36 protein-coding genes are annotated in these 25843 nt (G+C 71.0%); 18 read left to right on the top strand and 18 right to left on the bottom strand.

Annotation, left to right across the window (positions count from 1 at the left end; genetic code table 11):
* Positions 1-104 precede the first annotated feature (104 nt).
* Both ACZ63J_RS17015 and ACZ63J_RS17010 read left to right on the top strand, forming a co-directional pair.
* A complete protein-coding gene (locus tag ACZ63J_RS17015; protein ID WP_465404946.1) occupies positions 105-938 on the top strand; it encodes a helix-turn-helix domain-containing protein in 834 nt (277 codons plus the stop codon).
* Entirely contained in the window at positions 938-1117 is a 180-nt protein-coding gene (locus ACZ63J_RS17010) for a DUF397 domain-containing protein (RefSeq protein ID WP_465439540.1), read from the top strand. The genes ACZ63J_RS17015 and ACZ63J_RS17010 overlap by 1 nt, the downstream gene beginning before the upstream one ends.
* Here ACZ63J_RS17010 and ACZ63J_RS17005 read toward each other — a convergent pair.
* The 6 genes from ACZ63J_RS17005 to hisF form a co-directional block, all read right to left on the bottom strand.
* Positions 1062-1325, bottom strand: coding sequence for a hypothetical protein (locus ACZ63J_RS17005; protein WP_465404947.1), 264 nt, complete (start codon positions 1323-1325; stop codon positions 1062-1064). The two genes, ACZ63J_RS17010 and ACZ63J_RS17005, sit on opposite strands and share 56 nt — an antisense overlap.
* Before the next feature lie 434 nt (positions 1326-1759).
* The gene (locus ACZ63J_RS17000; protein WP_465404949.1) at positions 1760-1885 is read right to left on the bottom strand and encodes a hypothetical protein; all 126 of its coding nucleotides are present in this window, start codon (positions 1883-1885) and stop codon (positions 1760-1762) included.
* Positions 1886-1904: 19 nt separating this feature from the next.
* A complete protein-coding gene (locus tag ACZ63J_RS16995; RefSeq protein ID WP_395924693.1) occupies positions 1905-2267 on the bottom strand; it encodes a DUF1304 domain-containing protein in 363 nt (120 codons plus the stop codon).
* Positions 2264-2626 carry a phosphoribosyl-AMP cyclohydrolase gene (gene hisI, locus ACZ63J_RS16990; RefSeq protein ID WP_465307983.1) on the bottom strand — a complete coding sequence of 121 codons (363 nt, stop codon included), beginning with the start codon at positions 2624-2626 and terminating at the stop codon, positions 2264-2266. Before hisI ends, ACZ63J_RS16995 begins: the two co-directional genes overlap by 4 nt.
* Positions 2623-3000 (bottom strand): hypothetical protein, encoded by a 378-nt coding sequence (locus ACZ63J_RS16985; protein ID WP_465404950.1) that lies wholly within the window; start codon positions 2998-3000, stop codon positions 2623-2625. The genes hisI and ACZ63J_RS16985 overlap by 4 nt, the downstream gene beginning before the upstream one ends.
* Positions 2997-3770: an imidazole glycerol phosphate synthase subunit HisF gene (hisF, locus tag ACZ63J_RS16980; RefSeq protein ID WP_370972470.1), complete on the bottom strand. Its 774-nt coding sequence runs from the start codon at positions 3768-3770 to the stop codon at positions 2997-2999. The genes ACZ63J_RS16985 and hisF overlap by 4 nt, the downstream gene beginning before the upstream one ends.
* Before the next feature lie 38 nt (positions 3771-3808).
* Here hisF and ACZ63J_RS16975 point away from each other — a divergent pair, with 38 nt between their 5' ends.
* The 4 genes from ACZ63J_RS16975 to ACZ63J_RS16960 all read left to right on the top strand — a co-directional run bounded on the left by ACZ63J_RS16975 (position 3809) and on the right by ACZ63J_RS16960 (position 7108).
* Positions 3809-4396 (top strand): TetR/AcrR family transcriptional regulator, encoded by a 588-nt coding sequence (locus ACZ63J_RS16975; protein ID WP_465404952.1) that lies wholly within the window; start codon positions 3809-3811, stop codon positions 4394-4396.
* A 66-nt stretch (positions 4397-4462) separates the two neighbouring features.
* Positions 4463-5575 carry a phytase gene (locus ACZ63J_RS16970; RefSeq protein WP_465405039.1) on the top strand — a complete coding sequence of 371 codons (1113 nt, stop codon included), beginning with the start codon at positions 4463-4465 and terminating at the stop codon, positions 5573-5575.
* A 67-nt stretch (positions 5576-5642) separates the two neighbouring features.
* Positions 5643-6140, top strand: coding sequence for a SigE family RNA polymerase sigma factor (locus ACZ63J_RS16965; RefSeq protein WP_465404954.1), 498 nt, complete (start codon positions 5643-5645; stop codon positions 6138-6140).
* On the top strand, positions 6137-7108 hold the full coding sequence (locus tag ACZ63J_RS16960) for a hypothetical protein (RefSeq protein ID WP_465404956.1): 972 nt from the start codon (positions 6137-6139) through the stop codon (positions 7106-7108). The genes ACZ63J_RS16965 and ACZ63J_RS16960 overlap by 4 nt, the downstream gene beginning before the upstream one ends.
* Here ACZ63J_RS16960 and ACZ63J_RS16955 read toward each other — a convergent pair.
* Positions 7098-8045: a hypothetical protein gene (locus tag ACZ63J_RS16955; protein ID WP_465404958.1), complete on the bottom strand. Its 948-nt coding sequence runs from the start codon at positions 8043-8045 to the stop codon at positions 7098-7100. The two genes, ACZ63J_RS16960 and ACZ63J_RS16955, sit on opposite strands and share 11 nt — an antisense overlap.
* A 145-nt stretch (positions 8046-8190) precedes the next feature.
* Here ACZ63J_RS16955 and ACZ63J_RS16950 point away from each other — a divergent pair, with 145 nt between their 5' ends.
* From ACZ63J_RS16950 to ACZ63J_RS16940, 3 genes are read left to right on the top strand one after another with little or no spacing between them, the layout of a single operon-like run.
* Entirely contained in the window at positions 8191-8904 is a 714-nt protein-coding gene (locus ACZ63J_RS16950; protein ID WP_465404960.1) for an ABC transporter ATP-binding protein, read from the top strand.
* Positions 8901-9635 (top strand): ABC transporter permease, encoded by a 735-nt coding sequence (locus ACZ63J_RS16945; RefSeq protein WP_465404962.1) that lies wholly within the window; start codon positions 8901-8903, stop codon positions 9633-9635. The genes ACZ63J_RS16950 and ACZ63J_RS16945 overlap by 4 nt, the downstream gene beginning before the upstream one ends.
* Positions 9636-9648: 13 nt before the next feature.
* Positions 9649-10035: a PPOX class F420-dependent oxidoreductase gene (locus ACZ63J_RS16940; protein ID WP_465404964.1), complete on the top strand. Its 387-nt coding sequence runs from the start codon at positions 9649-9651 to the stop codon at positions 10033-10035.
* Here the strand turns inward: ACZ63J_RS16940 and ACZ63J_RS16935 are convergent.
* From ACZ63J_RS16935 to ACZ63J_RS16925, 3 genes are all read right to left on the bottom strand, one after another.
* Positions 10019-10492, bottom strand: coding sequence for a GNAT family N-acetyltransferase (locus ACZ63J_RS16935; protein WP_465404966.1), 474 nt, complete (start codon positions 10490-10492; stop codon positions 10019-10021). The two genes, ACZ63J_RS16940 and ACZ63J_RS16935, sit on opposite strands and share 17 nt — an antisense overlap.
* A gap of 67 nt (positions 10493-10559) precedes the next feature.
* A complete protein-coding gene (locus ACZ63J_RS16930; RefSeq protein WP_465308004.1) occupies positions 10560-10901 on the bottom strand; it encodes a DUF1330 domain-containing protein in 342 nt (113 codons plus the stop codon).
* A gap of 56 nt (positions 10902-10957) precedes the next feature.
* Positions 10958-11884: an AraC family transcriptional regulator gene (locus ACZ63J_RS16925; RefSeq protein ID WP_465404968.1), complete on the bottom strand. Its 927-nt coding sequence runs from the start codon at positions 11882-11884 to the stop codon at positions 10958-10960.
* 82 nt (positions 11885-11966) lie between these two features.
* On the opposite strand from ACZ63J_RS16925, the gene ACZ63J_RS16920 reads away from it, so the two are divergent.
* Positions 11967-12365 carry a pyridoxamine 5'-phosphate oxidase family protein gene (locus tag ACZ63J_RS16920; protein ID WP_465404970.1) on the top strand — a complete coding sequence of 133 codons (399 nt, stop codon included), beginning with the start codon at positions 11967-11969 and terminating at the stop codon, positions 12363-12365.
* Here the strand turns inward: ACZ63J_RS16920 and priA are convergent.
* Genes priA through ACZ63J_RS16905 form a run of 3 tightly spaced genes read right to left on the bottom strand, consistent with a single transcriptional unit; the run spans position 12362 to position 14642 of the window.
* Complete coding sequence (gene priA / locus ACZ63J_RS16915) at positions 12362-13099, bottom strand: bifunctional 1-(5-phosphoribosyl)-5-((5-phosphoribosylamino)methylideneamino)imidazole-4-carboxamide isomerase/phosphoribosylanthranilate isomerase PriA (protein ID WP_465342093.1); 738 nt, start codon at positions 13097-13099, stop codon at positions 12362-12364. The genes ACZ63J_RS16920 and priA overlap by 4 nt on opposite strands.
* A 36-nt stretch (positions 13100-13135) precedes the next feature.
* Positions 13136-13756 carry an imidazole glycerol phosphate synthase subunit HisH gene (hisH, locus tag ACZ63J_RS16910; RefSeq protein WP_465405041.1) on the bottom strand — a complete coding sequence of 207 codons (621 nt, stop codon included), beginning with the start codon at positions 13754-13756 and terminating at the stop codon, positions 13136-13138.
* A 31-nt stretch (positions 13757-13787) separates the two neighbouring features.
* On the bottom strand, positions 13788-14642 hold the full coding sequence (locus ACZ63J_RS16905; RefSeq protein WP_465404972.1) for a hypothetical protein: 855 nt from the start codon (positions 14640-14642) through the stop codon (positions 13788-13790).
* Positions 14643-14812: 170 nt separating this feature from the next.
* Here ACZ63J_RS16905 and ACZ63J_RS16900 point away from each other — a divergent pair, with 170 nt between their 5' ends.
* From ACZ63J_RS16900 to ACZ63J_RS16890, 3 genes are read left to right on the top strand one after another with little or no spacing between them, the layout of a single operon-like run.
* Entirely contained in the window at positions 14813-14989 is a 177-nt protein-coding gene (locus tag ACZ63J_RS16900; protein WP_465404973.1) for a hypothetical protein, read from the top strand.
* A 49-nt stretch (positions 14990-15038) separates the two neighbouring features.
* Positions 15039-16211, top strand: coding sequence for an acyl-CoA dehydrogenase family protein (locus tag ACZ63J_RS16895; RefSeq protein WP_465342090.1), 1173 nt, complete (start codon positions 15039-15041; stop codon positions 16209-16211).
* 37 nt (positions 16212-16248) lie between these two features.
* Entirely contained in the window at positions 16249-16776 is a 528-nt protein-coding gene (locus tag ACZ63J_RS16890; protein WP_465404975.1) for an NIPSNAP family protein, read from the top strand.
* Here the strand turns inward: ACZ63J_RS16890 and ACZ63J_RS16885 are convergent.
* Positions 16762-17184 carry an NUDIX hydrolase gene (locus tag ACZ63J_RS16885; protein WP_465404977.1) on the bottom strand — a complete coding sequence of 141 codons (423 nt, stop codon included), beginning with the start codon at positions 17182-17184 and terminating at the stop codon, positions 16762-16764. The two genes, ACZ63J_RS16890 and ACZ63J_RS16885, sit on opposite strands and share 15 nt — an antisense overlap.
* 459 nt (positions 17185-17643) lie before the next feature.
* Between ACZ63J_RS16885 and ACZ63J_RS16880 the strand changes: the two genes are divergently transcribed.
* A complete protein-coding gene (locus ACZ63J_RS16880; protein WP_465404979.1) occupies positions 17644-18744 on the top strand; it encodes a hypothetical protein in 1101 nt (366 codons plus the stop codon).
* Here the strand turns inward: ACZ63J_RS16880 and ACZ63J_RS16875 are convergent.
* On the bottom strand, positions 18722-19612 hold the full coding sequence (locus ACZ63J_RS16875; protein ID WP_465404980.1) for a transketolase family protein: 891 nt from the start codon (positions 19610-19612) through the stop codon (positions 18722-18724). The genes ACZ63J_RS16880 and ACZ63J_RS16875 overlap by 23 nt on opposite strands.
* A gap of 1 nt (position 19613) precedes the next feature.
* Entirely contained in the window at positions 19614-20303 is a 690-nt protein-coding gene (locus ACZ63J_RS16870) for a thiamine pyrophosphate-dependent enzyme (RefSeq protein ID WP_465308028.1), read from the bottom strand.
* A gap of 53 nt (positions 20304-20356) precedes the next feature.
* Between ACZ63J_RS16870 and soxR the strand changes: the two genes are divergently transcribed.
* Both soxR and ACZ63J_RS16860 read left to right on the top strand, forming a co-directional pair.
* Entirely contained in the window at positions 20357-20818 is a 462-nt protein-coding gene (soxR, locus tag ACZ63J_RS16865; protein ID WP_465308030.1) for a redox-sensitive transcriptional activator SoxR, read from the top strand.
* Positions 20819-20851: 33 nt separating this feature from the next.
* Positions 20852-21385: an RNA 2'-phosphotransferase gene (locus tag ACZ63J_RS16860; protein ID WP_465404982.1), complete on the top strand. Its 534-nt coding sequence runs from the start codon at positions 20852-20854 to the stop codon at positions 21383-21385.
* A 745-nt stretch (positions 21386-22130) separates the two neighbouring features.
* Here ACZ63J_RS16860 and ACZ63J_RS16855 read toward each other — a convergent pair.
* Positions 22131-22724 carry a TetR/AcrR family transcriptional regulator gene (locus ACZ63J_RS16855; RefSeq protein WP_465308034.1) on the bottom strand — a complete coding sequence of 198 codons (594 nt, stop codon included), beginning with the start codon at positions 22722-22724 and terminating at the stop codon, positions 22131-22133.
* A gap of 205 nt (positions 22725-22929) precedes the next feature.
* Between ACZ63J_RS16855 and ACZ63J_RS16850 the strand changes: the two genes are divergently transcribed.
* A complete protein-coding gene (locus ACZ63J_RS16850) occupies positions 22930-25125 on the top strand; it encodes an MMPL family transporter (protein ID WP_465404983.1) in 2196 nt (731 codons plus the stop codon).
* Between the two features lie 75 nt (positions 25126-25200).
* Positions 25201-25638, top strand: a complete 438-nt coding sequence (locus ACZ63J_RS16845) for a hypothetical protein (RefSeq protein WP_465404984.1) — start codon at positions 25201-25203, stop codon at positions 25636-25638.
* Positions 25639-25671: 33 nt separating this feature from the next.
* On the opposite strand, the gene ACZ63J_RS16840 is transcribed toward ACZ63J_RS16845, so the two are convergent.
* Entirely contained in the window at positions 25672-25830 is a 159-nt protein-coding gene (locus ACZ63J_RS16840; protein ID WP_247062838.1) for a hypothetical protein, read from the bottom strand.
* Positions 25831-25843 lie beyond the last annotated feature (13 nt).

Genomic DNA, 25843 nt, shown 5'->3' with positions numbered 1-25843 from the left:
CAGGCGCATCGCATCACCCGAATGCGCGAAAGAACGTTGGTCATCGCGGTTCGCGGACACCGTTCACGCATTCGGGGAATCGACGGGATTCGTATCCTTTTCCCATGAAGCCCACCTCATCGGGACCAGCGGCCCGAACCCTCGCCGCCCTACTGCGCGAGGAACGCGAGGTACGCGACGTCGGCCTTCGTCAGCTCGCGGAGATGCTCGGGATCATCCCGCAGCTGCTGTCTGCGTGGGAGAAGGGGCAACGGTTGCCGACAGTCGAGGACGTGTCGGCGATCCTCGCATTACTGGGAGTAACCGGTGAGCACCGAAATCGGATCCGAACATTGGCCCGGCACGCCCGCGAGTCCAACTGGCTTGTCTCGAGCACCGCCGGACCTCCTTTCGCGCTCACAACGCGCCTGAGCCTCGAAAGTACGGCAACGGCCATCACCGCATGGTCGCCGTTGATCGTTCCGGGACTGCTGCAGACTCCCGACTACATCCGCTCGATCATGGACAACGCCCCCGTAACGGTCGAGCAAGCCGACACACGGCTGCAGGTCCGGCTCAAGCGCCAGCGGATCCTCACCCGCCCGGATCCGGTGCGGTTCACCGCATTGCTCGGCGAACATGCGCTCCACGAGAATTTCGGCGGCCCAGCGGTGATGTCCGACCAGATCGACCATCTCGTGAAGATGGCCGGGAGCACCAACATCCGCCTGCAAATCGTGCCCGCCGGCATCGGCTACCATCCTGGCCTTATCGGTCCGTTCGACATCTACGAGTTCGCCGATGCACCGCCGATCATCTCGGTCGAGCACACCAATTCGACCGCATTCCTCCACGATGAGTCTCAGACTGGGGAACAGAAGAAGCTCGCCAAGGTGATTCGTGGCCTGGCTTTGAGCGAAGACGCATCGCGAGACTTGCTACTGAAGACCGCACAATAATGGAGGCAATCATGAGTGTCTGGCGGAAGTCGTCGTACAGCGGCCACGAAGGCAGCTGTGTCGAGGTGGCGCTCGGGCGGGTCGTGGGCGTGCGGGACACCAAGGCGCGCTCGGCGGGTCAGCTCAGCGTTTCCGCCCGTGCCTGGGAATCCGCGCTGGCGCGGCTTCGGTCCCGCTGAGCCGGGCGTCGCGCTTCAACCGCGAGGCGAAAAGCCACGCGTACCCCAGGACGGCCAGCATGCCGCCCACCACCACGGCGAACGCGCCCCACAGCACGTCGTTCGTCAGCAGCACCACGAACGCCACGATGATCACCGCCACCGCGAGCCCGGTCGTGATCGTGAAGTTCCGCAGCCGTCGGCTCACTTCGGCTTTCCCCAGCGCCATCACCCGAGCCTAGCTCGTGATCCGGGGTTCGTGCGCCACCACCGGGACGGCGTACGGCCACGGGTCGGACTCGTCGGGCGGGAAGAGCACGACCATGAACCGTCCCGCGCCGCCTGCTGAAGGAATGCGTAGAGCTCCTGCGACACAACAGGATCCGGCTGTGGTCGCGGTACCGGACGCTGACCTTGCTCGTGCCGGACCGGTTCTCCGGGGTGAAGATCAGCGCCTCGGCGAGCGTCGGCAAAACCCAGGACGGCGATCACCCCGGCGCCCAGCACCAGACCGAGCGCGATCCCGCCTGCGCCCTTCGGCACGTGCTCGACGGACGGCAGCGCGCCGGCGGCGGTGACCGTCGCGATGACGGCGACACTCGGCCAGCGGCCAGGCGCAGGTGCCGTAGTCCCGGAGCCGCTTGGTCTCGACGTACAACAGCGTCAGGAGGACACCCAGGCCCCCGCGACGGCGGCGGTCCGGCAGCGGCCGAGCACCAGCAGGACGACGACCGTCGCGACCTCGAGCGCACACCACAGCCCCACCACCACGTCACAAGCCCGTCGCATCCGGGCAGCGTACGCCCGCTCAGCGCGCCAGCAGCAGCGCGATGAGCGCCAGGGTCCCGGGCAGGACCTGCACGAAGAGGATGCGCTTGTTCGCCGTCGCCGCGCCGTAGAGGCCCGCGACGATCACGCACACGATGCCGTACAGCTTGAGCTGGAAGCCCGTCGGATCACTCGCGATGAGCCCCCACACGAGCGCGAGGGCCAGGAAGCCGTTGTACAGCCCCTGGTTCGCGGCCAGCGGCGCGCTCTCCTTCGCGAACTCCTCGGTGGTGCCGAAGGCCGCCCGGGCCCGCGGGGTCGTCCAGAGGAACATCTCCAGCACGACGATGTAGACGTGGATCAGGGCCACCAGCCCGACCAGGACGTCCGCGACGATCCTCACGCGTTCTCTTTCTCATCGGCCAGGAGCAGGCGCTCTTCGGTGTCGAAACAGGTGTGCGTGCCGGTGTGACAGGCCGGGCCGGTCTGGTCGACGCGCAGCAGGACCGTATCGCCGTCGCAGTCGATCCGCACTTCGCGGACGTGCTGGTAGTGCCCGGACGTCTCGCCCTTGACCCACAGCTTCTGCCGGCTGCGCGACCAGTATGTGCCGCGGCGGGTGGCCAGGGTGGCGGCCAGCGCGTCGTCGTTCATCCAGGCCATCATCAGCACGTCGGAGGTGGCGTGCTCGAGGACGACGGCGGCGATCAGGCCGTCGGCGTTGCGCTTGAGGCGCGCCGAGACGGCCGCGTCCAGGGTCATGCTTCGGCTCCCAGGATGTGCCGCTTGAGCGGCATCGAGTTCAGCAGGACGAATGCGTAGCCGTACCCGGCGAAGGACAGGCCGGAGAACAGCTTGTTGAACCACAGCGCCGCGCCGAGCAGCAGGAACGCGTGCAGCAGCGCGAACACCACGGTGACGACCAGGCCGCCGATGCGGGCGCTGCCCATCTTGAGCACCAGGCCGGTCGTCACGACGCCGCCGAGGATGAGCGCGAGCGCGGGCATCCGGTAGATCGCCAGGCCCGCCCCGGCGCTCAGCACGGGGATCAGGTCGAGCAGCGCCCAGGCGACCGGCAGGCCGACCAGCAGGCCGGCGACGACCTTGACCTCGACGGGGGCTTGCCAGGACCTCATCGGACCTCGACCCCGCCTTCGCGCAGCGCGTCCTTGACGTCGCCGATCTTCAGCTGTCCGAAGTGGAACACGCTGGCCGCGAGCACGGCGTCCGCGCCCGTCCGGACCGCGGGCAGGAAGTGCTCGAGCGCCCCCGCTCCCCCGCTCGCGATCACCGGGACGCGCACGGCCTTGCGGACCAGCTCGATGAGCTCGAGGTCGAAGCCGTTCTTGGTGCCGTCGGCGTCCATGGAGTTCAGGAGGATCTCGCCGACACCGAGCTCCTCGCCGCGGGCGGCCCACTCGACGGCGTCGATGCCGGTGCCGCGGCGGCCGCCGTGGGTGGTGACCTCGAAGCCGGACGCGGTCGGCTCGCCGCCCTCGGGCACGCGGCGCGCGTCGACCGACAGGACGATGCACTGGGCGCCGAACCGGCGTGAGGCCTCGTGGAGGAACTCCGGCCGGGCGATCGCGGCGGTGTTGATGCTGACCTTGTCCGCGCCCGTGCGCAGCAGCCGGTTGACGTCGTCGTTGCTGCGGACGCCGCCGCCGACGGTGAGCGGGATGAACACCTGCTCGGCGGTGCGGCGGACGACGTCGTAGGTGGTCTCGCGGTCGCCCGAGGACGCCGTGACGTCGAGGAACGTCAGCTCGTCGGCCCCTTCGGCGTCGTAACGCCGGGCCAGCTCGACGGGGTCGCCGGCGTCCCGCAGGCCGGCGAAGTTGACGCCCTTCACGACCCGGCCCGCGTCGACGTCGAGACAGGGGATCACCCGCACCGCGACAGACATGCCCACCAGCGTAGTCAAGAGCGTTCTAAGCTCGGCCAATGGCACGGGCGGGGCGGCGGCCGGGGCAGACCGACACGCGGGAGAAGATCCTCGACGCGGCGCGGCACCGGTTCGCCGAGCTGGGGTACGACGGCGCGACGGTCCGCGGGATCGCCGCCGACGCGGGCGTCAACGCGGCTCTGCTGCACCACTTCTTCGGCAGCAAGCAGCAGCTGTTCGCGGCGGCGATGAACCTGCCGGTGAACCCGGCCGAGCTGGTCCCGCTGATCCTCGCGGGCCCGCGTTCCGGCCTGGGCGAACGGCTGGTGCGCGCGTTCCTGGCGGTGTGGGCGTCGCCGGAGGGGCGGACGCCGTTCGTCGCGATGCTGCGCGCGGCGGCGACGAACGAGCAGGTCGCGCTGATGATGCGCCAGTTCATCGAGCGCGCGGTGCTGGCCGAGGTGGCGCGGGCGCTGGAGGTGCCCCGCATTCGCGTGACGGGGATCGCGGCGCAGATGATGGGCGTCGCGCTGCTGCGGTACGTGATCAAGCTGCCGCCGCTGGCCGAGGCGTCCGACGAGGAGATCGTCGCGCTGCTGGCGCCGGTCGCGCAGTACTACCTGGATCCGGAAGCCGACCCCTCGTAGGCCGGCGCGTTCACCTCGCGGCCATCCGATTCGTCTACTTTGCCGCGCGTGCGCAGACTCCTCCCGGTGGCCGTCGCCGCCGCCACCCTGCTGACCGCCGTCCCCGCCTCCGCCACCCCCCGCGACCCGTCGCCGGTGGTGCAGACCCAGACCTTCGGGGAACCCGCCGACGCCGACGACCCGGCGATCTGGGTCCACCCGCACGACCCGTCCCGCAGCATCGTGCTCGGCACGCTGAAGGAAGGCGGCCTCGCGGCGTTCGACCTCGACGCGCGGACGCTGCAGGTCGTCCCGGCCGGGCCCGGCGGGCGGTTCAACAACGTCGACGTCCTGGGCGACCTGGCCGTGGTCAGCGACCGCGGCCAGGACCGGATCCGCGTCTTCCGCATCGACCCCGGCCACACGCCGGTCCTGCGGGACGTGACCGACCCGGCGGCCCCGCCGGTGTTCGGGGCCGAGCTGTCCGAGCAGCGAACGGCGTACGGCCTCGCGGCGGGCCGCGACCCGCGCACCGGCGTCCGCTGGGTGGCCGTCACGCAACGGCACGAAACGCGCGTGGCGCTGCTGCGGCTGGTCGACCTGCCCGGCGGCAAGATCGGCACGGCGCCGCTCGCCACGGTCGACCTGCCCGCGTCCTTCCGGCTGCCGGACGGGGGCACGTGGTCGCCGTGCGAGGAGCCGGGCGAGCGGCCGCAGCTGGAGGGCTCGGTCATCGACGGCCGGGTGCTCTACACCGCCCAGGAGAACGTCGGGATCTGGCGGATCCCCCTGTCGAGCGGCGGGTTCGGGCGGCCGGAGCTGGTCGACCGGGTGCGTTCGTACGGCGTCCCGGCCCGGTGGGACGCCGCCACCGAAGAGTGTGTGCCGTCCGGACCGGACCCCGGCTTCGGCGGCCAGTGGCTGGAGGCCGACGCGGAAGGGGTGGCGGTGGCCGGCCCGAAGCTGTTCGCGTCGAGCCAGGGCGACTCGCGGTTCGTCGTCTACGGCGGCAAGCGCACGCGTGACCTGCGGATCGTCGCCGGCCGCGGCACGGACTCGGTGGAGCACTCCGACGGCTCGGCCATCAGCACGGCCTATCTCGGCCGCCGCTTCCCGCGCGGCCTCCTGGTCGTCCACGACGGCGAGCGCGGCGACGCCGGCACCGGCTTCGCGTTCCTGCGGCTCGAAGACGTTCTTTAAATACATCTCACACCCGTGCATCAACCCCGCCCTCTCACGCGTCCATGGGGGTGACGAAGGGGACTGCGTGGGTTTCGAAGAGTTCGTGGCGGAGCGGCTGGACGGGCTGCTCCGCTACGCCACCGTCCTGACGAACGACCCGCACCTGGCGCAGGACATCGTCCAGGACGTGCTCCTGCGCGCCCAGCAACGGTGGGACGGCATCGACTCCCCGCCGACCTACGTGCGGCGGATGGTCACCAACGAGTACCTGTCGTGGCGGCGGCGGGCCGTGCGGCGCGTGGTGCCGAGCAGCCACGACGTCCTCGACGCGCTCGGCCCGCCGGAAGCCGACCCCTCGGCCGCCTACGACGAGCGGGACGCCATGCTCGGCCTGCTCGCCACCCTGCCGCGCAAGCAGCGCGCGGCGATCGTGCTGCGCTACTACGAGAGCTACTCCGACGCCGAGATCGCCGCCGTCCTGCGCTGCGGCGTCTCCACCGTGCGCAGCCAGATCTCCCGTGCGCTGGCCACGTTGCGCCAGGCCCCGCAGCCGACGGCCCTCACCACCGGAGACCACGCATGACCCGCAGCGACCACGACACCGAGACGCTGATCCGGGAAAGCCTGGACCGGCTCGCCGCCCGCGCCCCCGACGGCCACGCCGTCCGCGAAGCGCTCGCCCGGCGGACGCGGCGGCGCGCGCCCGTGCGGCTCGCGCTGGTGGCCGCGGCCGTCGTCGCGCTGGTGGCCGGGGTGATCACCGGGACGCAGCTGCTCACGACACCGCCCGGCCTCGACCCGGCCGCCGGGCGCCCGGTGCTCGGGTACTCCCCCGGCTGGCTGCCGGACGGCTTCACCGAGCAGTACCGCGAGGGCGGTCCCGGCACCGCGCCGCAGGTCCGGCGCTGGTTCGCCGGGCCGGCGGAGGTCACGCTGTCGGCGTACTCGACCGCCGATCCCGAGTGGTCGCGGACCGCGCTGCGGATCGCCGCGCTCAAGGACCAGACGCTCGTGCACGGCCGCGTCGCCATGGTCACCGGCGACGCGGAAAGCTCCGCGCTGCTCACCTGGCTGGCCGACGACGACCACGTGCTGACCGCGCGGGTCTCGGGGGTCCCGGACGCGCGCGCGGTCGCCCAGCGGATCGCCGACGGCGTCACGACACAGGCCGTCGGCGTCCGCGGTGAGCTGCGGTTCGGCCCGCTCCCGGCCGGGCTGGCCGAGCGCTCGGCCGCGGTGAAGGGCACCGGCCCCGCCGACGGCTCGACCGAGCTGACCGCGGCGGCCCCGGGGCGGGCGCCCGTGCGGGTCACGGCGAGCGCGGGCTCCCCCGGTGTCAACGGCGCCGCGCCGATCGCGGTCCGCGGCGGGCCGGGGTTCTGGCTGGCGCCCGCGAACGGCCAGGCCGGGACGGTCGCCGTCCGCCTGCCGTCGGGCCGGTGGCTGACGGTCGCCGGGACGGAACCGCAGGCCGAGCTGGTCGCCGTCGCCGACGGCGTCCAGCTCGACCCGGCGCCCGACTACCGCTGGCTCGGGCGGCCTACCAGCTGACCGCCGGGAACCAGATGATCCCGAGCCGGCCGAGCACGCGGACGTCCCAGTAGAGCAGCGTGAACGTGCCGCCGACGAGCAGCGCCGCGCCGGTCACGGTCGCGATCCGGGCCGGCTTCGCGGCCAGCCAGCGCTGCACGCGCCCGCCCGTCGCGTGCGTCAGGATCAGGAACAGCACACCCATGATCACGATGTTGCCCAGCGACTGCAGGGCGAACGCGGCGGCGCCGTAGAAGACGTTGTGCTGCTCGGCGGCGCTGCGGAACATGATCCGGAACAGCGGGTACGGCCGGCCGATGAGGAACCCGCCGATGAGCGCGCCCATCAGCACCAGCGGCGCGGCCGGGTGGCGGCTGACGAAGCCGGCGAACGGGTTGTGCAGGATGCCGAGCGCGATCAGGCCCATCACCAGGAACACGAGCCCGACCACCCCGAAGGCGATCATGGACTGGATGCTGCGCGGGGTGAGCCCGCTGCCGGTCGCGGTGGAGAACTGCGGCATGCGCGTGCCGACCAGCGCCACGACCACGCCGTAGACGACCGACACGGTGAGCATGCCGGCGGCGATCCAGCCGAGCGGCTTGAGCGTGGTCGCGAAGCGCCGTTTCTCCCCGGCCTGGCCGCCGACCAGCGGGGCGACCGCGCCGAAGGCGGCGATGTTGCAGGCCGTGAAGGAGCCCGCGAGGCCGGAGACGAACGCGAACAGCGTCCCGGCGAGCACGCCGCTGATCGGGGTCGCCTTGGCGTCGTACCCGAGCAGGCCGTTCGCGACGCTGTCGCCGATCACGGAGTCGACGAACGGCGCCGACCACAGCGCGGTCAGGGCGAAGCCGGCGAGGACGGCGACGAGCGCGATCACGGCCCGGCGCGAAGGATACGGCCCCGCGCCGAAGAAGCCGGCCTGCGGATGTACGGGGACTTCGTGGGTGACGGCCATCAAGTCTTCCCTCCAGTGTGCGGGTAAACCCAGCCGTTCGATCGTCGCAAGAAGGAGTGTTGAAGCGCTTCTGCCGATGTGCCCCATCCGGTTGCGCCGGGTGCGTGCTTGACGCGGACTTCACCTCGGGCGCAGAATTAAACACATGACTAATTCTGCGCTCGTGGTCTCCGGGCTGCGGGTCCGGCGCGGCGGCCGGCCGGTGGTGCGCGACGTGAGCTTCGAAGTGCCCCGCGGCAGCGTCACCGGGCTCCTCGGCCCGAGCGGCTGCGGCAAGACGACGCTGATGCGGGCCGTCGTCGGTGTGCAGATCGTCGAGGGCGGCGCCGTCACCGTGCTGGGCCTGCCCGCCGGCAGCCCGCCGCTGCGGCGCCGGATCGGCTACGCGACGCAGAACCCGGCGATCTACGCGGACCTGACCGTCCGGGAAGCCTTGCGCTACTTCGCCGCGGTGCTGCGCGCACCGGCGTCCGATGTGGACAGAGTGATCGACGAGGTCGGGCTGGCCGACCGCGCCGGGAAGCTGGTCGGCTCGCTGTCCGGCGGGCAGCACAACCGCGCGAACCTCGCCGTCGCGCTGCTCGGCGAGCCGGAGCTGCTGGTGCTCGACGAGCCGACCGTCGGGCTCGACCCGGTGCTGCGCGACGAGCTCTGGACGTTGTTCCGCCGGCTCGCCGACGCCGGCGCCACGCTGCTGGTGTCCAGCCACGTCATGGACGAGGCGGCCCGCTGCGACCGCCTCCTGCTCATGCGCGAAGGCGCGCTGCTGGCCGACGACGCGCCGCTCGCCCTGCGCGAGCGCACCGGCGCCGCCGACCTCGAAGGGGCGTTCCTGCACCTGGTGAGGGCCGCGTCGTGAACCCCGCGCTGACGCTCGCCACGACCCGGCGCATCCTGACGCAGCTGCGGCACGACCCGCGCACCGTCGTGATGCTGGTCCTCGTGCCGACGCTGCTGATGATCCTGCTGCGGTACGTGTTCAACTCGCCGCTGGTGTTCAGCCGCGTCGCGCCCGCGCTGCTCGGGGTGTTCCCGTTCCTGATCATGTTCCTGATCGCGTCGATCACGACGTTGCGGGAGCGCACGACGGCCACCCTCGAACGCCTGATGACCCTCCCGATCGGCCGGCTCGACCTGCTCTTCGGGTACGCGCTGGCGTTCGGCTCGATCGCCGTCGTTCAGGTGGCGCTCGCGGCCGGCGTTTCGTTGTGGTGGCTCGGCCTCGACCTCGCCGGGTCGGTGGTGATGCTGCTACTGATCGCCGTCCTGGACGCGTTGCTGGGCATGGCGCTCGGGCTGTTCGTCAGCGCGTTCGCGCGCACCGAGTTCCAGGCCATCCAGTTCATGCCGGTGTTCGTGCTGCCGCAGATCCTGCTGTGCGGGCTCTTCGTGCCCCGCGCGGACATGGGCTGGCTGCTGCGGTGGCTGTCCGACGTGATGCCGTTGTCCTACGCGGTCGAGGCGCTGACGCGCGTCACGGCGTCGTCGACGGTGGACGCGGTAATCCTGCGGAACCTGCTGGTCGTCGCGTGCTGCGCGCTGCTGGCCCTGGTGCTCGGCGCGGCGACGTTGCGGCGGCGCACGCCGTGACTACCGTGGGCGCATGGCTTCCGAAACGGACCGGCTCGCGGCCGAGCGCTACGTCGTCCTGACCACGTTCCGCCGCGACGGCCGCGCCGTGCCGACCCCGATCTGGGTGGCCGGCGAGGGCGGCGAGCTCGTCTTCAACTCGGTGCGGGACACGGGCAAGGTCAAGCGCATCCGCAACAGCGGGCGCGTCGAGGTCCAGGCGTGCGACCTGCGCGGCAAGAAGACGCACGGTGCCGTCGCGAGCGGGCAGGCGCGGCTGCTGGACCTCGACGAGACCCAGCGGATCCAGCAGGTGATCGGGCGCAAGTACGGCGTTTTCGGGCGGGTGTCGATGTTCTTCTCGAAGCTGCGCGGCCCGGCCGACCGGACGATCGGGATCGCCGTCAAGCTGGACGACTGAAGCTGCGGAAGCCGCGGCGCAGGTAGTTCGGCAGCGCGTTCGGGTGATCGAGGGTCGAGGTGTGCAGCCAGACGCGCCGCGCACCCGGCACCGCCCACGCGTCGGCGACGACGAGGGTGAGCGCGTACCCGCCGAGGCCTTTCCCGACGAACTCGGGCAGCAGGCCGAAGGTGGTGATCTCGACGTCCTCGTGGCGCCGCTCGAAGTCCGCGACCCCCGCGACCTCACCGCGGTACTCGATCAGCCGGTACCGGCGGTCCGGTTCGGCGAGCCAGGCTTCCCACGCCTCGTCGCTTCGCGAGGCGCTCGGCCACTGGTAGGGCGTGCCGATCCGGACGTGCAGCTCCCGGATGTCCGGCCCCGGCCCGGCGGCCCGCAGCGCGACGCCGTCGACGGGCGGCGCCGGGTTGAGCCGGTCGGCCGCGGTCATTTCGAGCTGGGTGACGATCTCCTCCACCGCGGCAACCTACGGGCTGCGGGTGCCGCTGTCAGCCGCTTTTCGGTCGCTTCGGCCCGCCGCGTCGTCACGCCGCCGCGCGCATCGCGGCCGCCATCGCCGCCGAGTCGTGGTCCGGTCCACAGCCCTCGACGATGACCAGGTCACCCGGGATGTGGTCGGCCCGCAACCGCAGGATCGCCTGGTAGGCGGGCGAGTCGTACCACTCGTGCGCGGCGGCGGCGCTCGGGAACTCGATGATCACCAGCGCGCCCGGCCACTCCCCCTCCTTCACCACCACCGGCGCGCCGTGCACAACGAACCGGCCGCCGAAGGGGTCGAGCGTCGCCTGGATGCGTTCGAGGTACTGGAAGACCTCCTCCGCGAGCACGGCGGGCGGGCGGAGGTGGGCGAGTCCGTAGGCGGTCATGACGTTCCTTTCGTTGGCTACGAAGGAATCCTGTCGCGCGCATCGCCCGGCGTCGATTACGCCGGAGGTAATACCGCGGCCGCGCGGAAGTCGCTCGGCGTCACCCCGCGGACCCGCTTGAAGGCCGCGCTGAAGCCGAACGGGTCGGCGTACCCGACGGCGCGGGCGGCGTCGGTGACCGTCGAGGAGCCGGCCAGCAGGTCGGCCGCCAGCGTCATGCGCCAGTGCGTCAGGTAGGTCAACGGCGGTTCGCCGACCAGCTCGGCGAACCGCTTGGCCAGCGTCGAGCGGGACACCCCGGCGCGCCCGGCCAGCGTCCCGACCGTCCACGGCGCCGCCGGTTCCGCGTGCAGCAGGCGCAGTGCGTGGCCGACCACCGGGTCGTGCTGGGCCGCCCACCACGCCGGGGGCTCGCCGCCGGGCCGGTCGAACCAGTCGCGCAGCGTGCAGACCAGCATCCAGTCCAGCAGCCGGTCGAGCACCACCTGCTGGCCCGGCGTGTCGACGGCGACCTCGGCGGCGAGGTGGTCGAGCACGGCGTCGCCCGTGCCGCCACCGGGCACGCGCAGCACCACCGGCAACGCCTCCAACAGCCGTCGGCTCAGCTCGCCGCGCACCGGGTAGGCGCCGACGATCAGCGTGGTCGGGCCGCCGGTGGTGTCGTGCCAGCCGAGCCGGTGCCGGGTGCCGCCCTCTTCCGGCGTCGCGCAGAACTCGCCGCACGCGACCGGCTCGGCGCGGGTGCCGGGCTCGTCGACGAAGGTGAACGTCGCCGGCCCGCGCACGATGATCGTGTCACCGGCCCGCAGCGGCTCGGGCGGCTCGCCCTCGGCCACGATCCAGCCCGACCCGCCGAGGACCGTGCACAGGGTCAGCGGCGCGCCGTCGACGAAGTGCAACGCCCAGGGCGGCGAGAGGGCCGAGCTGCCGAACAGCGAGCCGTGGGCCCGCACCCCGCGGATCAGGTCACTGAAGGCGTCCACCTCACCGAGGCTAGACGAACGGACAGGCGATCCGGCTTCTCACCCATGGAATCGTCCGAACCGGGCCGGTTGAATCGGGGGCATGCTCACCCCAGACGACCTCGAGTTCCTCCACCGCCCACTGCACGGCTTCCTCACGGTGGCCGGCGGCGAGCCCCGGCCCGTGTGGTTCGAAGCCACCGACGACGGCACGATCCAGCTGTTCACGGAACCGGACGCCCTCAAGGTGCGCCGTGTGCGCCGCGACCCGCGCGCCTCGCTCGTCGTCGCCGCGCCGGTGGGCGAGCGTGAACGCTGGGTGTCGGCGGCGGGGAGCGTCACCCTCGAACCGGAGGGCGCGCACGACCTCGCGTCCCGGCTGGCGGCCCGCTACTGGGATCTCGAGGACCCTGTGCGCGCGAAGGACCTCGCGGAGATCCTCGCGACGGACCAGCTCCGGCTGGTCATCCACCCGGAGCGGGTCCGCCGCTACACGTACTAGACCTTCGCGACCGCGGCCAGCGCCTCGGGCAGCGTGAACGCCCCGGCGTACAGCGCCTTCCCGACGATCGAGCCCTCGACGCCGTCGGAGGCCAGGCCGGCCAACGCGACCAGGTCGGCCACGCTGGACACCCCGCCCGAGGCGATCACCGGCGAGTCGGTGCGGGCGACGACCTCGCGCAGCAGGTCGAGGTTCGGGCCCTGCAGGGTGCCGTCCTTGCTCACGTCGGTGACGACGAAACGGGACGCGCCGTCGCGGTCCAGGCGCTCCAGGACCTCCCAGAGGTCACCGCCGTCGGAGGTCCAGCCGCGGGCCGAAAGCCGGTGGCCGGCCTCGGTGATCCGCACGTCGAGGCCGATCGCGACGCGGTCGCCGTACTCGCCGATCACCCGCGCCGTCCACTCCGGGTCCTCGAGGGCGGCGGTGCCGAGGTTGACGCGGCGGGCGCCGGTGGCCAGCGCGGCCGTCAGCGACGCGTCGTCGCGGATGCCACCGGAGAGCTCGACCTGGACGTCGAGCTTGCCGACGACCTCGGCGAGCAGCTCGCGGTTGCCGCCCTTGCCGAACGCGGCGTCGAGGTCGACCAGGTGGATCCACTCGGCGCCGTCGCGCTGCCAGGCGAGCGCCGCGTCGAGCGGGCTGCCGTAGGAGGTCTCGGTGCCGGCCTCGCCCTGGACGAGTCGCACGGCCTGGCCATCGGCCACATCAACAGCGGGAAGCAGCGTGAAAGTCACGCCGGTAACTGTAAGGCGGAGACGCCCGTCACCCGGTCAGAGGGTCGCGAGCCAGTTGCGCAGCAGCTGCGCGCCGGCGTCACCGGACTTCTCCGGGTGGAACTGGGTGGCCCACAGCGGCCCGTTCTCGACCGCGGCGACGAAGTCCTCACCGTGGTTCGCCCAGGTCACCTTCGGCTCCTGACCGGCCAGTCCCGACTCCAGCTCCCACGTGCGGGCGGCGTAGGAGTGCACGAAGTAGAAGCGCTCTTCGGCGTCGAGACCCGCGAAGAGCTGCGAGTCCGCCGGCGCGCGCACGGTGTTCCAGCCCATGTGCGGCAGCACGTCGGCCTTCAGCCGGTCGACGGTGCCGGGCCACTCCGCCGTGCCTTCGGTCTCCTCGCCGTGCTCGACGCCGCGGGAGAAGAGGATCTGCATGCCGACGCAGATGCCGAGCACCGGACGGCCGCCGGCGAGGCGCTTGCCGATGATCCGGTGGCCCTTCACCGCCAGCAGCCCCGCCATGCAGGCGGAGTAGGCGCCGACCCCGGGCACGACCAGGCCGTCGGCCTCGACCGCCGCATGCGGGTCGGCGGTGACCTCGACTTCGGCCCCGGCGCGCGCCACGGCGCGTTCGGCGGAGCGGAGGTTGCCGGAACCGTAGTCGAGGATCACCACACGAGACACGCACCCAGCGTAGCCGTCGCCCTCAGCGGCGTTCGAACGAATAGACGTCCGTCACGGTGTTGCACGGCGCCGGCGGCACGACCTCGACGCGCAGCACGCCCGCGTCGTAGTCGACGCCTTCCGGCGTGAACGTGCCGGTGCAGGTGCTGACCAGCGGAACCTGGCTGATTTCGTGCACCTTGGCGGTGACGTCCCGGCCGTTCAGAGGCCGCGCGAGGTCGACCTGCAGCAGCTGCAGGTTCGTCGGGTAGAGGTCGTTGTTCGGGTCGGACGTCGCGCAGACCAAGCGTGTCGGGCTGACGAAGTCGCAGCCCTGGGCGCTGCGGATGTGGTGGTCGAGGTGGATCCGGGCGGCGACGGGGAGGTCACCCGCGGTCTTCGGGCCGCGCGGGTTGAGGAACGGCGTCGCGGAGACGTAGAAGCGGTCGGTCTCGCCGAGCGGGCCGGAGACCAGCCACTGGCCGTCGGGGGTGGCCGCGACCTGGGCGTTCGCGTTGGCGGCGGGCTCGTCGGCCTGCAGCGGGTGGACGAACTCGGTCGTGGTGCCGTCCGGCTTCGTGACCAGGTACATCTTCTTGGTCGGCGTCGGCGTGACGGTGTCCTGGTAGACGTCGAAGACGTACCCGCGCAGGGAGTCGGGGTCGCCGACGTGGCCCCAGCCCTCGTCCTTGAGCGGCTGCGGGATGGTCGCGCCGTTGCGGTAGACGATCTCGGGCGGCTGCCCGGGCAGCCGGAGCGTGGTGATGCCCTCGCCGCTGACCCGGTTTTCGGCGGTGGTGTGCCCGACCTGGCGCCAGCGGGCGTCGTGGGCGGACGCGACACCGGTGGCGGTGAGCAGGGCGGCGGTGGTGAGAGCGAGCAGACTGGCCGCGCGCATGTGCGCTCCTCGGAAGTAGAGGCCATGGCGGCGGCGACGCGATTCTGCCATGGGTGGGTGACGGCGCGGAAGAATCTTGAAGAGACACGTTTCGCCGTCCCGGCAGCTGGGTATCCAATCACTCGATTGTGTGAGGTCAGCCTCCACGACCGGACGCCAGGGAGGCGTACATGGCCGAGGACGACGTGCTGTCCCAGATGTTGCACGCCTGGCGCGACGACATCGAGAGTGTGCCGTTCCCGCAGTTCAGCGAGCTGCTGATCCCGCGGCAGCAGACCCGGCCGCGGCGCTCGCCGACCGCGTCTGCCGTCCGCGTGACGAACGCCACTCGGGGAACAGACGCCTGACTGTGGTTTCCTGCGAGGGCCGCACCGACGCGTCCCCCTTGGAGCCCTCATGAGCCGCACTCCGGACCCGCACGACTTCCTGGACCTCGACGCCGGGCTCGCCGAGGAAGAACGCGCCATCCGCGACGCCGTGCGCGCGTACGCGAAGGACAACCTGCTGGACGCCGTCGCCGACTGGTACGAGACGGGCGTGCTCCCGGCCGCCGAGCTCGCGAAGGGCTTCGGCTCGCTGGGGCTGCTGGGCATGCACCTGGAGGGCTACGGCTGCGCCGGGACCAGCGCGGTCGCGTACGGCATCGCGTGCCGTGAGCTCGAAGCCGTCGACTCTGGGCTGCGGAGCTTCGTCTCGGTGCAGGGTTCACTGGCGATGTACGCGATCCACAAGTGGGGCAGCGAAGAGCAGCGCAAGGAGTGGCTGCCGCGCATGGCCACCGGCGACGCGCTCGGCTGCTTCGGCCTGACCGAGCCGGACGCGGGCAGCGACCCGGGCTCGATGCGCACGCGCGCGGTGCGCGACGGGTCCGACTGGGTGCTGTCAGGCACGAAGATGTGGATCACCAACGGAACGGTCGCCGAGGTCGCGGTCGTCTGGGCCCAGACCGACGACGGCATCCGCGGTTTTGTCGTCCCGACGTCGACGCCGGGGTTCACGGCGAACGAGGTCAAGCACAAGCTGTCCCTGCGGGCTTCGCTGACGGCGGAACTGGTGCTGGACGGCGTCCGGCTGCCTGCTTCGGCGGCGTTCCCCGAGGTCAGGGGGTTGCGCGGGCCGCTTTCGTGCCTGAACGAGGCTCGCTACGGAATCCTGTTCGGCGTCGTCGGCGCGGCACGGGCGTGTTACGAATCGGCGTTGGAGTACACGCTGGCGCGCTCGCAGTTCGGCAAGCCGCTGGCCGGGTTCCAGCTGACCCAGCGCAAGCTCGCCGACCTGCTGGTCGAGGTCAACCGCGCCGGCCTGGTGGCGCTGCAGATCGGCCGGCTGAAGGACGCGGGGTCGTTGCACCACAACCACGTGAGCTTCGGGAAGCTGGCGAACGTGCGCTCGGCGCTGGAGGTCGCTCGCACGGCGCGGACGATGCTCGGCGCGAACGGGATTTCGCTGGAGTACCCGGTGATGCGGCACATGGCGAACCTCGAGACGGTGCTGACGTACGAAGGCACGGAGGAGATGCACGCGCTGTCGCTCGGCCAGGCGGTGACGGGGCTGGCGGCGTTCCGCTGATCCGTTTTTGTCGGTGGTGGCCGGTAGCTTGCGGTCCGTGGACTTTTCTTCTTTCGAGACGGTGCTGGAGCTGCGCCGCTACACCCTGCACCCCGGGCGGCGCGACGAGCTGATCGAGCTGTTCGAGCGGGAGTTCGTCGAACCGCAGGAGGAGGCGGGAGCGCACCTGTTCGGGCTGTTCCGGTCTCCGGCGTCCCCGGACCAGTTCGTGTGGCTGCGGGGTTTTTCTTCGCTCGCTGCCCGGAAGTCGGCGCTGGAGGCGTTCTATACCGGCCCGGTGTGGCGTCGTCACCGAGACGCGGCGAACGCGACGATGGTGGACTCGGACGACGTGCTGCTGCTCCGTTCGGTCCGGCGTGGTCTTGCTTCGCCGCCGCCGGGTTCCGGTCTGTGTTTGACGGTCGGTGCTGCGGCTCCGTCGGCGTTCGCGGTGTTCGAGACGGAGCCGTCGCCGAACAACTTCCCCCAGCTGCCGGTGCGGGAGGACGGGCCGTTCACGGTGTCGTTCAGCCGTTCGGGTCCGGGGGAAGCCTTGGAGCCGACGACGCGGTCACTGCTCCGGTGAGAGCAGTTCGGTGAGCCCGTCGGGAAAGAGGATCTTGCTGCCGTCGCGGAAGTCCTCGGCGTCGACCCACCGAGCGGTGGCGGGGTCGTCGAGGATCTTCATCTCGTCTTTGGCGTAGAAGCCGGGATCGGTGAACTCGGCGTCGTAGAGGAAGGCGATCTCGTGACCGGCCTTGCCGCGCCAGGTGAAGACGTTCTCGAGGACACCGAGCCGTCCGCGGACTTCGATCCCGGCGTCGAGTTCTTCGAGGAACTCGCGTTTGAGGGCTTCCTCGCCCCGCTCACCGAACTCGATACCCCCACCGAGCGGCCGGTAGAAGGTCTGGCCGTCATCGCGGCCTTCGAAGACGAGCAACGCGTCTCCCCGCCGAATGATCCCGAGCGCGATCGGCCGAATACTGGACCCCATGGGGCCAACGCTATCGGCTCGCAGCTCCCGAAGCACGACCCAAACCAGCCACCTACCCCCCGAGACCGCCAGAACCCCGACGGCCACCCAGGCCCCACCACCACCCCCGAACCCCCCGGCAACCGCGACCACGACGATGCCCACAGCAGGCACCACCCAGGGCGAGAAGCCCATCCCCACCTCGTCCCACGTTGTCGACTGCACCTGAATGCTGGCCTAACATGGTCGGATCCTGGAGGGCGGGGTGAAGCGGATGTGGTCTCTGCGGCTGCTGCTCGCCCTCACCGGCGGGATGGCCGCACTCGGCTTCAACGACCCGCCCGCACGCATGCCCGGCCGGCGGCGGCGCGCCGGGGGCGGACACTGTCCGCGCGAGGGGTGCAGCGGGAGCCTGCGCCGGAACAACGACGGCGGATACACCTGCACGAGGTGCGGTCACCGCTCCGCCGGGACCAACCGATGAGTGCGCCTTCGTTCGCCGAAGGCACTCTGAACATCGGCAGCCGCATCGGCCGCTACTTCGGGCTCGTGAGCATGCTGCCCGCGCTGTTCCTGGTGCTCTGGTCGGCCGCGCTCGCGACGAGCGGCGCCTGGCAAGGGGCGCCGCACCCGGAGTGGATCGGGCCGCGCATCGGCGGCTGGTCGCTCACCGGTGTCGCCTGGCTGCTGCTGGCGAGCCTGGCGACCGGGCTCTTCCTGCATCCCTTGCAGTTCGCCATGACCCAGGTCCTCGAAGGGTATTGGGGCCACACCCGGCCGGCCCGCGCCTTTCTGCGCATCCGCATCGGGCACCACCGCAAGCGCGCACTTCGCGCGAACGACGACGCGACCCGCCTCGAGGACCTCCTCGAAGCCGCCGTCGTCAAGAAAGCCAGGCAGATCAAGCAAGTGGATCCGGGAATGCTCGCCGGATTGGACGAGGATGGGCGACGGCACGCGATCCTGAACTCCGGGCACGGCAACCGGCTGGGTGGGCTGATCGCCGCCTGGGACGCCGCGGCGCACGCGACCGAGCGCTACCCCGAGATCGAGCGGATCATGCCCACCCGGCTGGGAAACGCCCTTCGGCGCGAAGAAGACCGTGCCGGTCGGCAGTACGGTCTCGAGGCGATCTTGACCGTCCCGCTGTTCGTCCTCGTCTCAGCGGACAAGCACGTGCAGTACCTCCGGGACACCCGGCAGCAGATGGACACCTCGATCCGGCTGTGTGTCGTGTCCCTGCTCGGCGCGGCGGAAGCGGCCGCCTGCCTCGCCACCGACGGGTGGTGGCTGCTCATCGCCCTGGCTCCCTACGCGCTGGCGTACCTCGCCTACCGCGCCGCGGTCGCGGCGGCCGACGAGTACACCACCGCGGTCAAGAGCATGATCGACCTGAACCGGTTCACGCTGTACGAAAGCCTCAACGTCGAGCGTCCCCAGGACACGGCCGACGAACGAAGAACCAACCGGAAGCTCATGCGGTTGCTGGACGGCGAAGTCGTCGATCTCCGGTATCGCAAGCCCGCCGCCGGTACCCCCAGCACCGGCGGCACTGCCCCTACTCCCCCAGGAACTCCCTGATCGACAACGCCAACGACCCGGCATCCAGCCCATGCGCCAGATCATGGTCCGCAACATCCCCGTAAGTCCGCACCTCCGCATCCCGCCGCACCCCCAGCGACCGCAGCCGGTGCGGCACGTCCGACAGCGCCTCCGCCACCCAATGCGCCGACGTCCCCGCCAAATACGGCTCCACCAGCACCACCGAAGCAACAGAATCCACGGCCGCACGCAAACCCGCCCCGTCGAACGGCCGGATCGTCGACGCGTACAGCACCGTGACGTCAAGACCCGCCGTAGCCCGCAGCACCCGATCAAGCATCGGCCCCACCGCCACCACGACCCCACGCGAACCCGACCGCAACCGCGTGAAACCCACTCCCAGGTGCGGCGAAGAGTTCTCCTGCGCCGACAGCCGCAGGTAGACGCGGCCGTCGCCGGGGATGGACTCCAGGAGGAGGCGGCGGGCCTCGTCCGGGTGGCCCGGCACGTGGACCGTCCAGCCCGGCAACGAATCGATCAGCGCCACATCTCCCGGCGACTGATGCGTGCGCCCCGCCGTCGGCATGTCGTACGACGCGCCGTACGACACCAGGACCCCGCCGACGTCCTGGTGGGAAAAATCCAGCTTGATCTGCTCGAACCCGCGCTCCACCAGGAACGACGGGAACGTGTGCACGATCGGCCGCAGCCCCGCCAGCGCCAGCCCGGCGCCCGCGCTGACCAGCAGCTGCTCGCGGATCCCGACGTTGATCACCCGGTCCGGGTGCCGCCGCGCGGCGCCGGCCAGCTGCGCGGCGGAGATGTCGGCGAGCACGATCGCGACGTCCGGGTCGGCGTCGAGGATCTGCTCGGTGGTGGCCAGGAAGGTGTCCCGCATCGAAAGCATGTCAGCCCTTCGGTTCGACGACGGCGACCACGGCGAGCGGCCGGCCGGGGTGGGCGGTGGTGAAGGCGTCGTAGAGCGCGTCGTGGTCGCGGCCGGACACCGTGCGGGTCTCCCAGCCCTCGACCTCGAACCGGCGGGCGATGCCGCCTGGCCAACCGCGCGTCGAGGACTGGTTGTCGACCACCACGGTGGTCAGGTTCTCCAGCCCGAACCGCGCGGCGACGACGATCGCCTCGTGGTTGGAGCCTTCGTCGAGCTCGGCGTCGCCGACCAGGGTGACGACCTTCGACGTCAGCCCGCGGGCGCGCAGGCCCAGCGCCGAGCCGAGCGCGATCGGCAGCCCGTGGCCGAGTGAGCCGCTGGAGATCTCGACGCCGGGGATCCGCCGCCGGTCGGGGTGGTGGCCGAGCCGCGACACCGGGTCGGACCACGTTTCCAGCTCGGCTTCGTCGATGAAGCCCTTCGCGGTCAGCACGGCGTAGTAAGCCATCGGACCGTGCCCTTTGGACAGCAGGAACCGGTCGCGGTCGGGCTCGCGGAAGTTTTCGGGCGTGATGTCGAGCACGCGGTCGTAGAGCACCCACAGGACGTCCACAGTGGACTCGGCGGCGGCGAGGTGCTTGTCGTCGCCGGTCATCAGGGAGATCAGGCGGGGCAGCTCCGCGTGGCCCGGTTCGGTCGCAGTGGTCATGCCTCCGACGATGCAACCTCGACTAAACTCGAAGTCAAGGCTAGCCTGAGCTGGTGACGAGGCTCGCTGAACATCTCAGCATCGGACAGGTGGCGGACCGCAGCGGGGTTCCGCACACGGCACTGCGGTTCTACGAGGAGAAAGGCCTGATCAGCTCGGAGCGTTCGGCGGGCAACCAGCGCCGTTATTCACGCTCGGTGCTGCGCCGGATCGCGTTCATCCGCGCCGCGCAACGGGTCGGGCTCTCCCTGGAGGACATCAGCTCCGCGCTGGCGACGCTGCCCGCCGACCACGCCCCGACGAAGGCCGACTGGGCGCGCCTGTCCCGCGACTGGCAGCACGAGCTCGACGCCCGCATCGACGCCCTCCAACGTCTTCGCGACCGGCTCACCGGCTGCGTCGGCTGCGGGTGCCTGTCGCTGCGCAGCTGCTCGCTCTACAACAACGACGACGAGCTGGCGCGCTTCGGCCCGGGGGCCGGCAAACTGCGTCCCGCCGTCGAGGGTGGCATCTAAATCGGTTGCCCCGGGCGGGATCCTGGGGAGGAAATGAACGAGAAAGAAATGATCCGCATCTCGAAGCGGCTGGCGCTGCACCTGCGTCACGACCCCGCCGCGATCGGGCTCACCCTCACCCCGGACGGCTGGGCGCCGGTCGACGCGCTGCTGCGCGCGCTGAGGATCACCCGCGAGCAGCTCGACGAAGTCGTCGAGACGAACAACAAGCGCCGCTTCGCCTTCGACGAGACCGGCACGCTGATCCGCGCGAGCCAGGGCCACAGCGTCGCCGTCGAGCTCGGCCTGCCGGACACACCGCCGCCGGACGCGCTCTACCACGGAACGGTGGCGAAGTTCCTCGCCCCGATCCTGCGCGAGGGCCTGCGCCCGATGAAGCGCCACGCGGTCCACCTGTCGGCAACGATCGACACGGCGCGTGTTGTCGCCGCCCGGCGCGGAAAGCCGGTGATCCTGCGGGTGGACGCGGCCGCCATGGCCGCCGCGGGCCACGCGTTCCAGGTGAGCGCCAACGGAGTCTGGCTGACGGCCACAGTCCCCCCGACCTACCTCCACCAACTCACCTAACCCGCACCCATCCGGACGACACGCGTCCCTGCACGGACGACACGCGTACCCAGCCGGACGACACGTCGTGTCGACCCCACAATCACGCGTGTCGACCCCCTAATCACGCGTGTCGACCCGCCAATCACGCAAGTTCCGCCTCCAATCACGCGAGTTCCGCCTTCAGACACGCGAGACCCGCCCCGGATCACACGAGATCCGGCGCGGGTCACACGCGAGATCGGGCTAGGGCTTCGCGAGATCGGCTCGGGTCGCGAGTGTCGTCCGGCCGAGTACGCGTGTCGTCCAGTCAGGTACGCGTGTCGTCCGCCGGGGTTCGCGGAACTCGCGTGACTGGGCCCGGGACTGGCGTGATCAGAGACGGAACTCGCGTGATTGAACCCGAAACTCGCGTGATTGCGCACGGAACTCGCGTGATTGGGCGGGCATCTCGCGTGATCGGAGGGGCATCTCGTGATTGAGGGGGCATCTCGCGTGTTTGGGCGGGCATCACACGTGACTGGGGGGCATCTCGCGTGATTGGGCGGGCATCTCGCGTGATTGGGCGGGCATCTCGCGTGATTGGGCGGGCATCTCGCGTGATTGGGCGGGCATCTCGCGTGATTGGGGGGTCGACACGCGTGAGGGAAGGGTCGACACGTGGGCGGGGAGGGTCGACACGTGGGCGGGGAGGGTCGACACGTGGGCGGGGAGGGTCGACACGTGGGGGGGGAGGGTCGAGACGGGTGGAGGGGGCGAAAGGGGGTTAGGGGGTTGAGAGGGGGGTTAGGGTTCGGCGGCGGGGGCGGCCCAGGAGGCGGCGGCCTACATCGAGCAGTTCCGTGCGGAGCTCTTCGTCGCCGAGGCGGGCCAGGTCGGGGGAACCGCCGGCCATTGCGATGCCCGTCAGGGTCACCATCGCGTTGACGCGGGCCGCCGCGTCCGGGTCCGGGCCCGCCAGGATGCCGAGCAGTGCCTGGCCGAACCCCTCCATGCCACCGTGCGCGGACTTCTCGATCGCGCGGATCAGCCCCGGGTCGCTCGAGAACAGCGCCACCAGCGCCCGGTGGCGGATCACCAGGTCGATGAACCCCTCCAGCAGCAGGTCCACCTGCGCACCCCGGCGCTTCTGCGCGGCCGCGCGCAGCACCAGCTCGTCCAGGTCGCGGACACCGGGCTCGGCCACCGCCTCGGTGATCTCCGCCTTCGTCTTGAAGTGGTAGTAGACGGCCGCCTTCGTGATCCCCAGCGCGTCGGCGATCATCTGCAGCGACGTGCCCTCGACCCCGTGTTCGGTGAACAGCCGCAGCGCGGTGTGCAGCAGTCGGGTCCGGGTGTCCTCGGCCGGGCCGGCGGTCATTCTTCCTCCTCAGCGAGCGGTCGGAGCGTACGTCACTCCCTGTCGATCGGCAAACCGCTTACTTGCCGATCGGCTGGGATAAACCTTGCTGTTCGGCAAGTCACATACTTGCCGATCGGCTTGGAGGTCTCCTTGCCGATCGGCTAGCGTGGGTCGTAACCAGATGGAGTGAACCGACCCCTTTCGGGGGAAACGGAGCTGACGCGTGGCGACCTTCCTGTACCGGCTCGGCCGGTTGTCCTTCCGACGGCGAGCGCTGGTCGCCGCCGTCTGGGCGGCCGTCCTCGTGGCGCTCGGGCTGGGCGCCCTCACGCTTTCGGGCCAGCTGTCGAACTCGGTGACGATCCCCGGCACCGAGTCGCAGCGGGCCATCGACCAGCTGACCGAGAAGTTCCCGCAGGCCAACGCCGGGGGCGCGACCGCGCGCGTCGTGATCGAGGCCCCGGCCGGCACCTCGGTGACCGACACCAAGGGCAAGGCCACCGTCGAGGCCCTGGTCGGGCAGCTGAAGACCGCGCCCAAGGTCGCCGGCGTCGTGGACCCGTTCCAGGCGCAGTCGATCTCCCCCGACAAGCGCGTCGCGCTCGCCCAGGTCAGCTACGGCGCGAAGGCCTTCGAACTCACCGATGGTGACCGCGAAGCCCTCTTGAAGACCGCCGACGCGGCCCGCGACGCCGGGTTCACCGTCGAGTTCGGCGGTGACGCCGTGCAGGGTGTCCCGGCCACCGGCGCCACCGAAGGCCTCGGGGTCGCGGTCGCCGCCATCGTGCTGATCATCACCTTCGGCTCGCTGATCGCGGCCGGGATCCCGCTGCTCACCGCCCTCGTCGGCGTCGGCATCGGGATGGCGGGCATCCTGCTCGCCTCCGGCGTCACCGAACTGAACTCGAACACGCCGATCCTGGCACTGATGATCGGCCTGGCCGTCGGCATCGACTACGCGCTGTTCATCGTCTCGCGCTACCGGCACGAGCTCAGCATCGGCCGCGAACCCGAGGAGGCCGCCGGACGCGCCGCGGGCACCGCCGGCTCGGCCGTCGTCTTCGCCGGGCTCACCGTCATCATCGCGCTGGCCGGGCTCACCATCATCGGCATCCCGTTCCTCGGCCAGATGGGCGTCGCGGCCGCGGTCACCGTCGCGATCGCCGTGCTCATCGCGTTGACGCTGCTGCCCGCGATCCTCGGTTTCGCCGGCGCGAAGGTCGCCGGGAACCGCATCCGGCTGCGCCGCAAGCCGGTCGAACCGACGCACGGCGAGCGCTGGGCGCGGTTCGTCGCGCGCCACCGGATCCCGGTGCTGCTCGTCGCGCTGGCCGGGATGGCCGTGGTCGCGCTGCCCGCGCTCGGCATGCAGCTCGGCCTGCCCAACGACAGCACCGCCGCGCCGGAGTCCACGCAGCACAAGGCGTACGAGATCGCGAGCCGCAGCTTCGGCGAGGGCTCGAACGGGCCGCTGCTGGTCGTCGTCGACGTCGGCTCGAGCACGAACCGCCAGGCCGCGCTCGGCCAGGCCGCGGCCGACATCCAGAAGCTGCCCGACGTCGCCGCCGTCACTCCGCCGAAGGTCAACCAGACCGGTGACACGGCGTTGCTCACGGTGATCCCGAAGAGCGGCCCGAGCAGCACCCAGACCGAGGACCTGGTCGCGGCGATCCGCACCGAGTCGGGCACGCTGGAGAACGCGACGGGCGCGAAGCTGGCCGTCACCGGGCAGACCGCGGCGAACATCGACGTCTCCGCGAAGCTCTCGGACGCGATGCTGCCGTACCTCGCGCTGATCGTCGGGCTGGCGTTCGTGCTGCTCATGCTGGTGTTCCGCTCGGTCGTCGTCCCGCTGAAGGCGACGATCGGCTTCCTCGGCTCGGTCGCGGCGACGTTCGGCGCGGTGGTCGCGGTGTTCCAGTGGGGCTGGCTGACCGATCTGCTCGGTGTCGAGTCGACCGGGCCGATCATGAGCATGCTGCCGATCCTGCTGATCGGTGTCCTCTTCGGACTCGCGATGGACTACCAGGTGTTCCTGGTGACGCGGATGCGCGAGGAGCACGTCCACGGCGCGGAGCCGCAGGAGGCGATGGTCACCGGCTTCCGCCACGGCGCGCGGGTGGTCGTCGCGGCGGCGCTGATCATGATCAGCGTGTTCGCCGGGTTCGTGCTCGCGGAGTCGTCGCTGATCCAGTCGATCGGCTTCGCGCTGGCGTTCGGGGTGCTGGTGGACGCGTTCGTGGTCCGCATGACGCTGGTGCCGGCGGTGATGTCCCTGCTCGGCCGCGGCGCCTGGTGGCTGCCGAAGTGGCTCGACCGCATCCTGCCGGACGTCGACGTCGAGGGCGAGAAGCTCACGAAGCAGCTCGACGCCGCTCCGGACGACGACGAGCGCGAACTAGTGGGCGCGAGCCGCTAGCCGAAGAAGGCCCCTCCTCACCCGGGGGGGCCTTTTTCGGTTGCCGGCCGGGGGATTTCCGCGAGGATGACGTAGATGACGGGCCACCGCCTCCTCGACCTCCTTCGCGAGCTCCGGGCCACCGGCGCCGGACCGAGGTGGCAGCTCGCCGGACGGACGTGGCGGGCCACCGTGGTCGTCGACCCGCAACGCTGGCTGGGGTTGGAATTCGAGGCGTGGGACCCGGTGTCGGGCCGGCGCACCACGTACGACATCGACACGGACCTCTACGACATCACGCGGGCCGATCAGCGCGAGTTCGCGGCGGCGATCGAGCGCGACATCGTCGAGTTCCTCGACAACCTGCGGAAGGGGCTCGTGCTGCGCGGAAACGACGGGCGGAGGTTCGTGCTCGTCTTCCCGCTCGACGGGTCCTTCGTCCGGGTCGTCCAGGGCCGCTTCCTGACCAGCGCGTCGACGCACGCCGATCTCGCCACGGCTCAGGCCGGGAGCGACTACGTTCCGCTGGAGTGACCGGCCGGGGCTGGGGCTGTTCGAGGCGGCCCGCTAGCTGGCAAACCAGAAGATCGCGCCGCCGATGGCCAGCACGGCCGCGATGCCCAGGACCACCGCCATGAACTTCGCCGTCTTCCACGCCGAGTAGACCCCGCCCACCAGGAAACCGCCCAGGGCCAGCAGCAGGACGCCAACGACTTCTTTGCTCACGCCGGTTAGGGTG

This window comes from Amycolatopsis sp. NPDC104863 (assembly GCF_055582965.1).
This window is presented reverse-complemented; position numbering and strand designations above follow the sequence as displayed.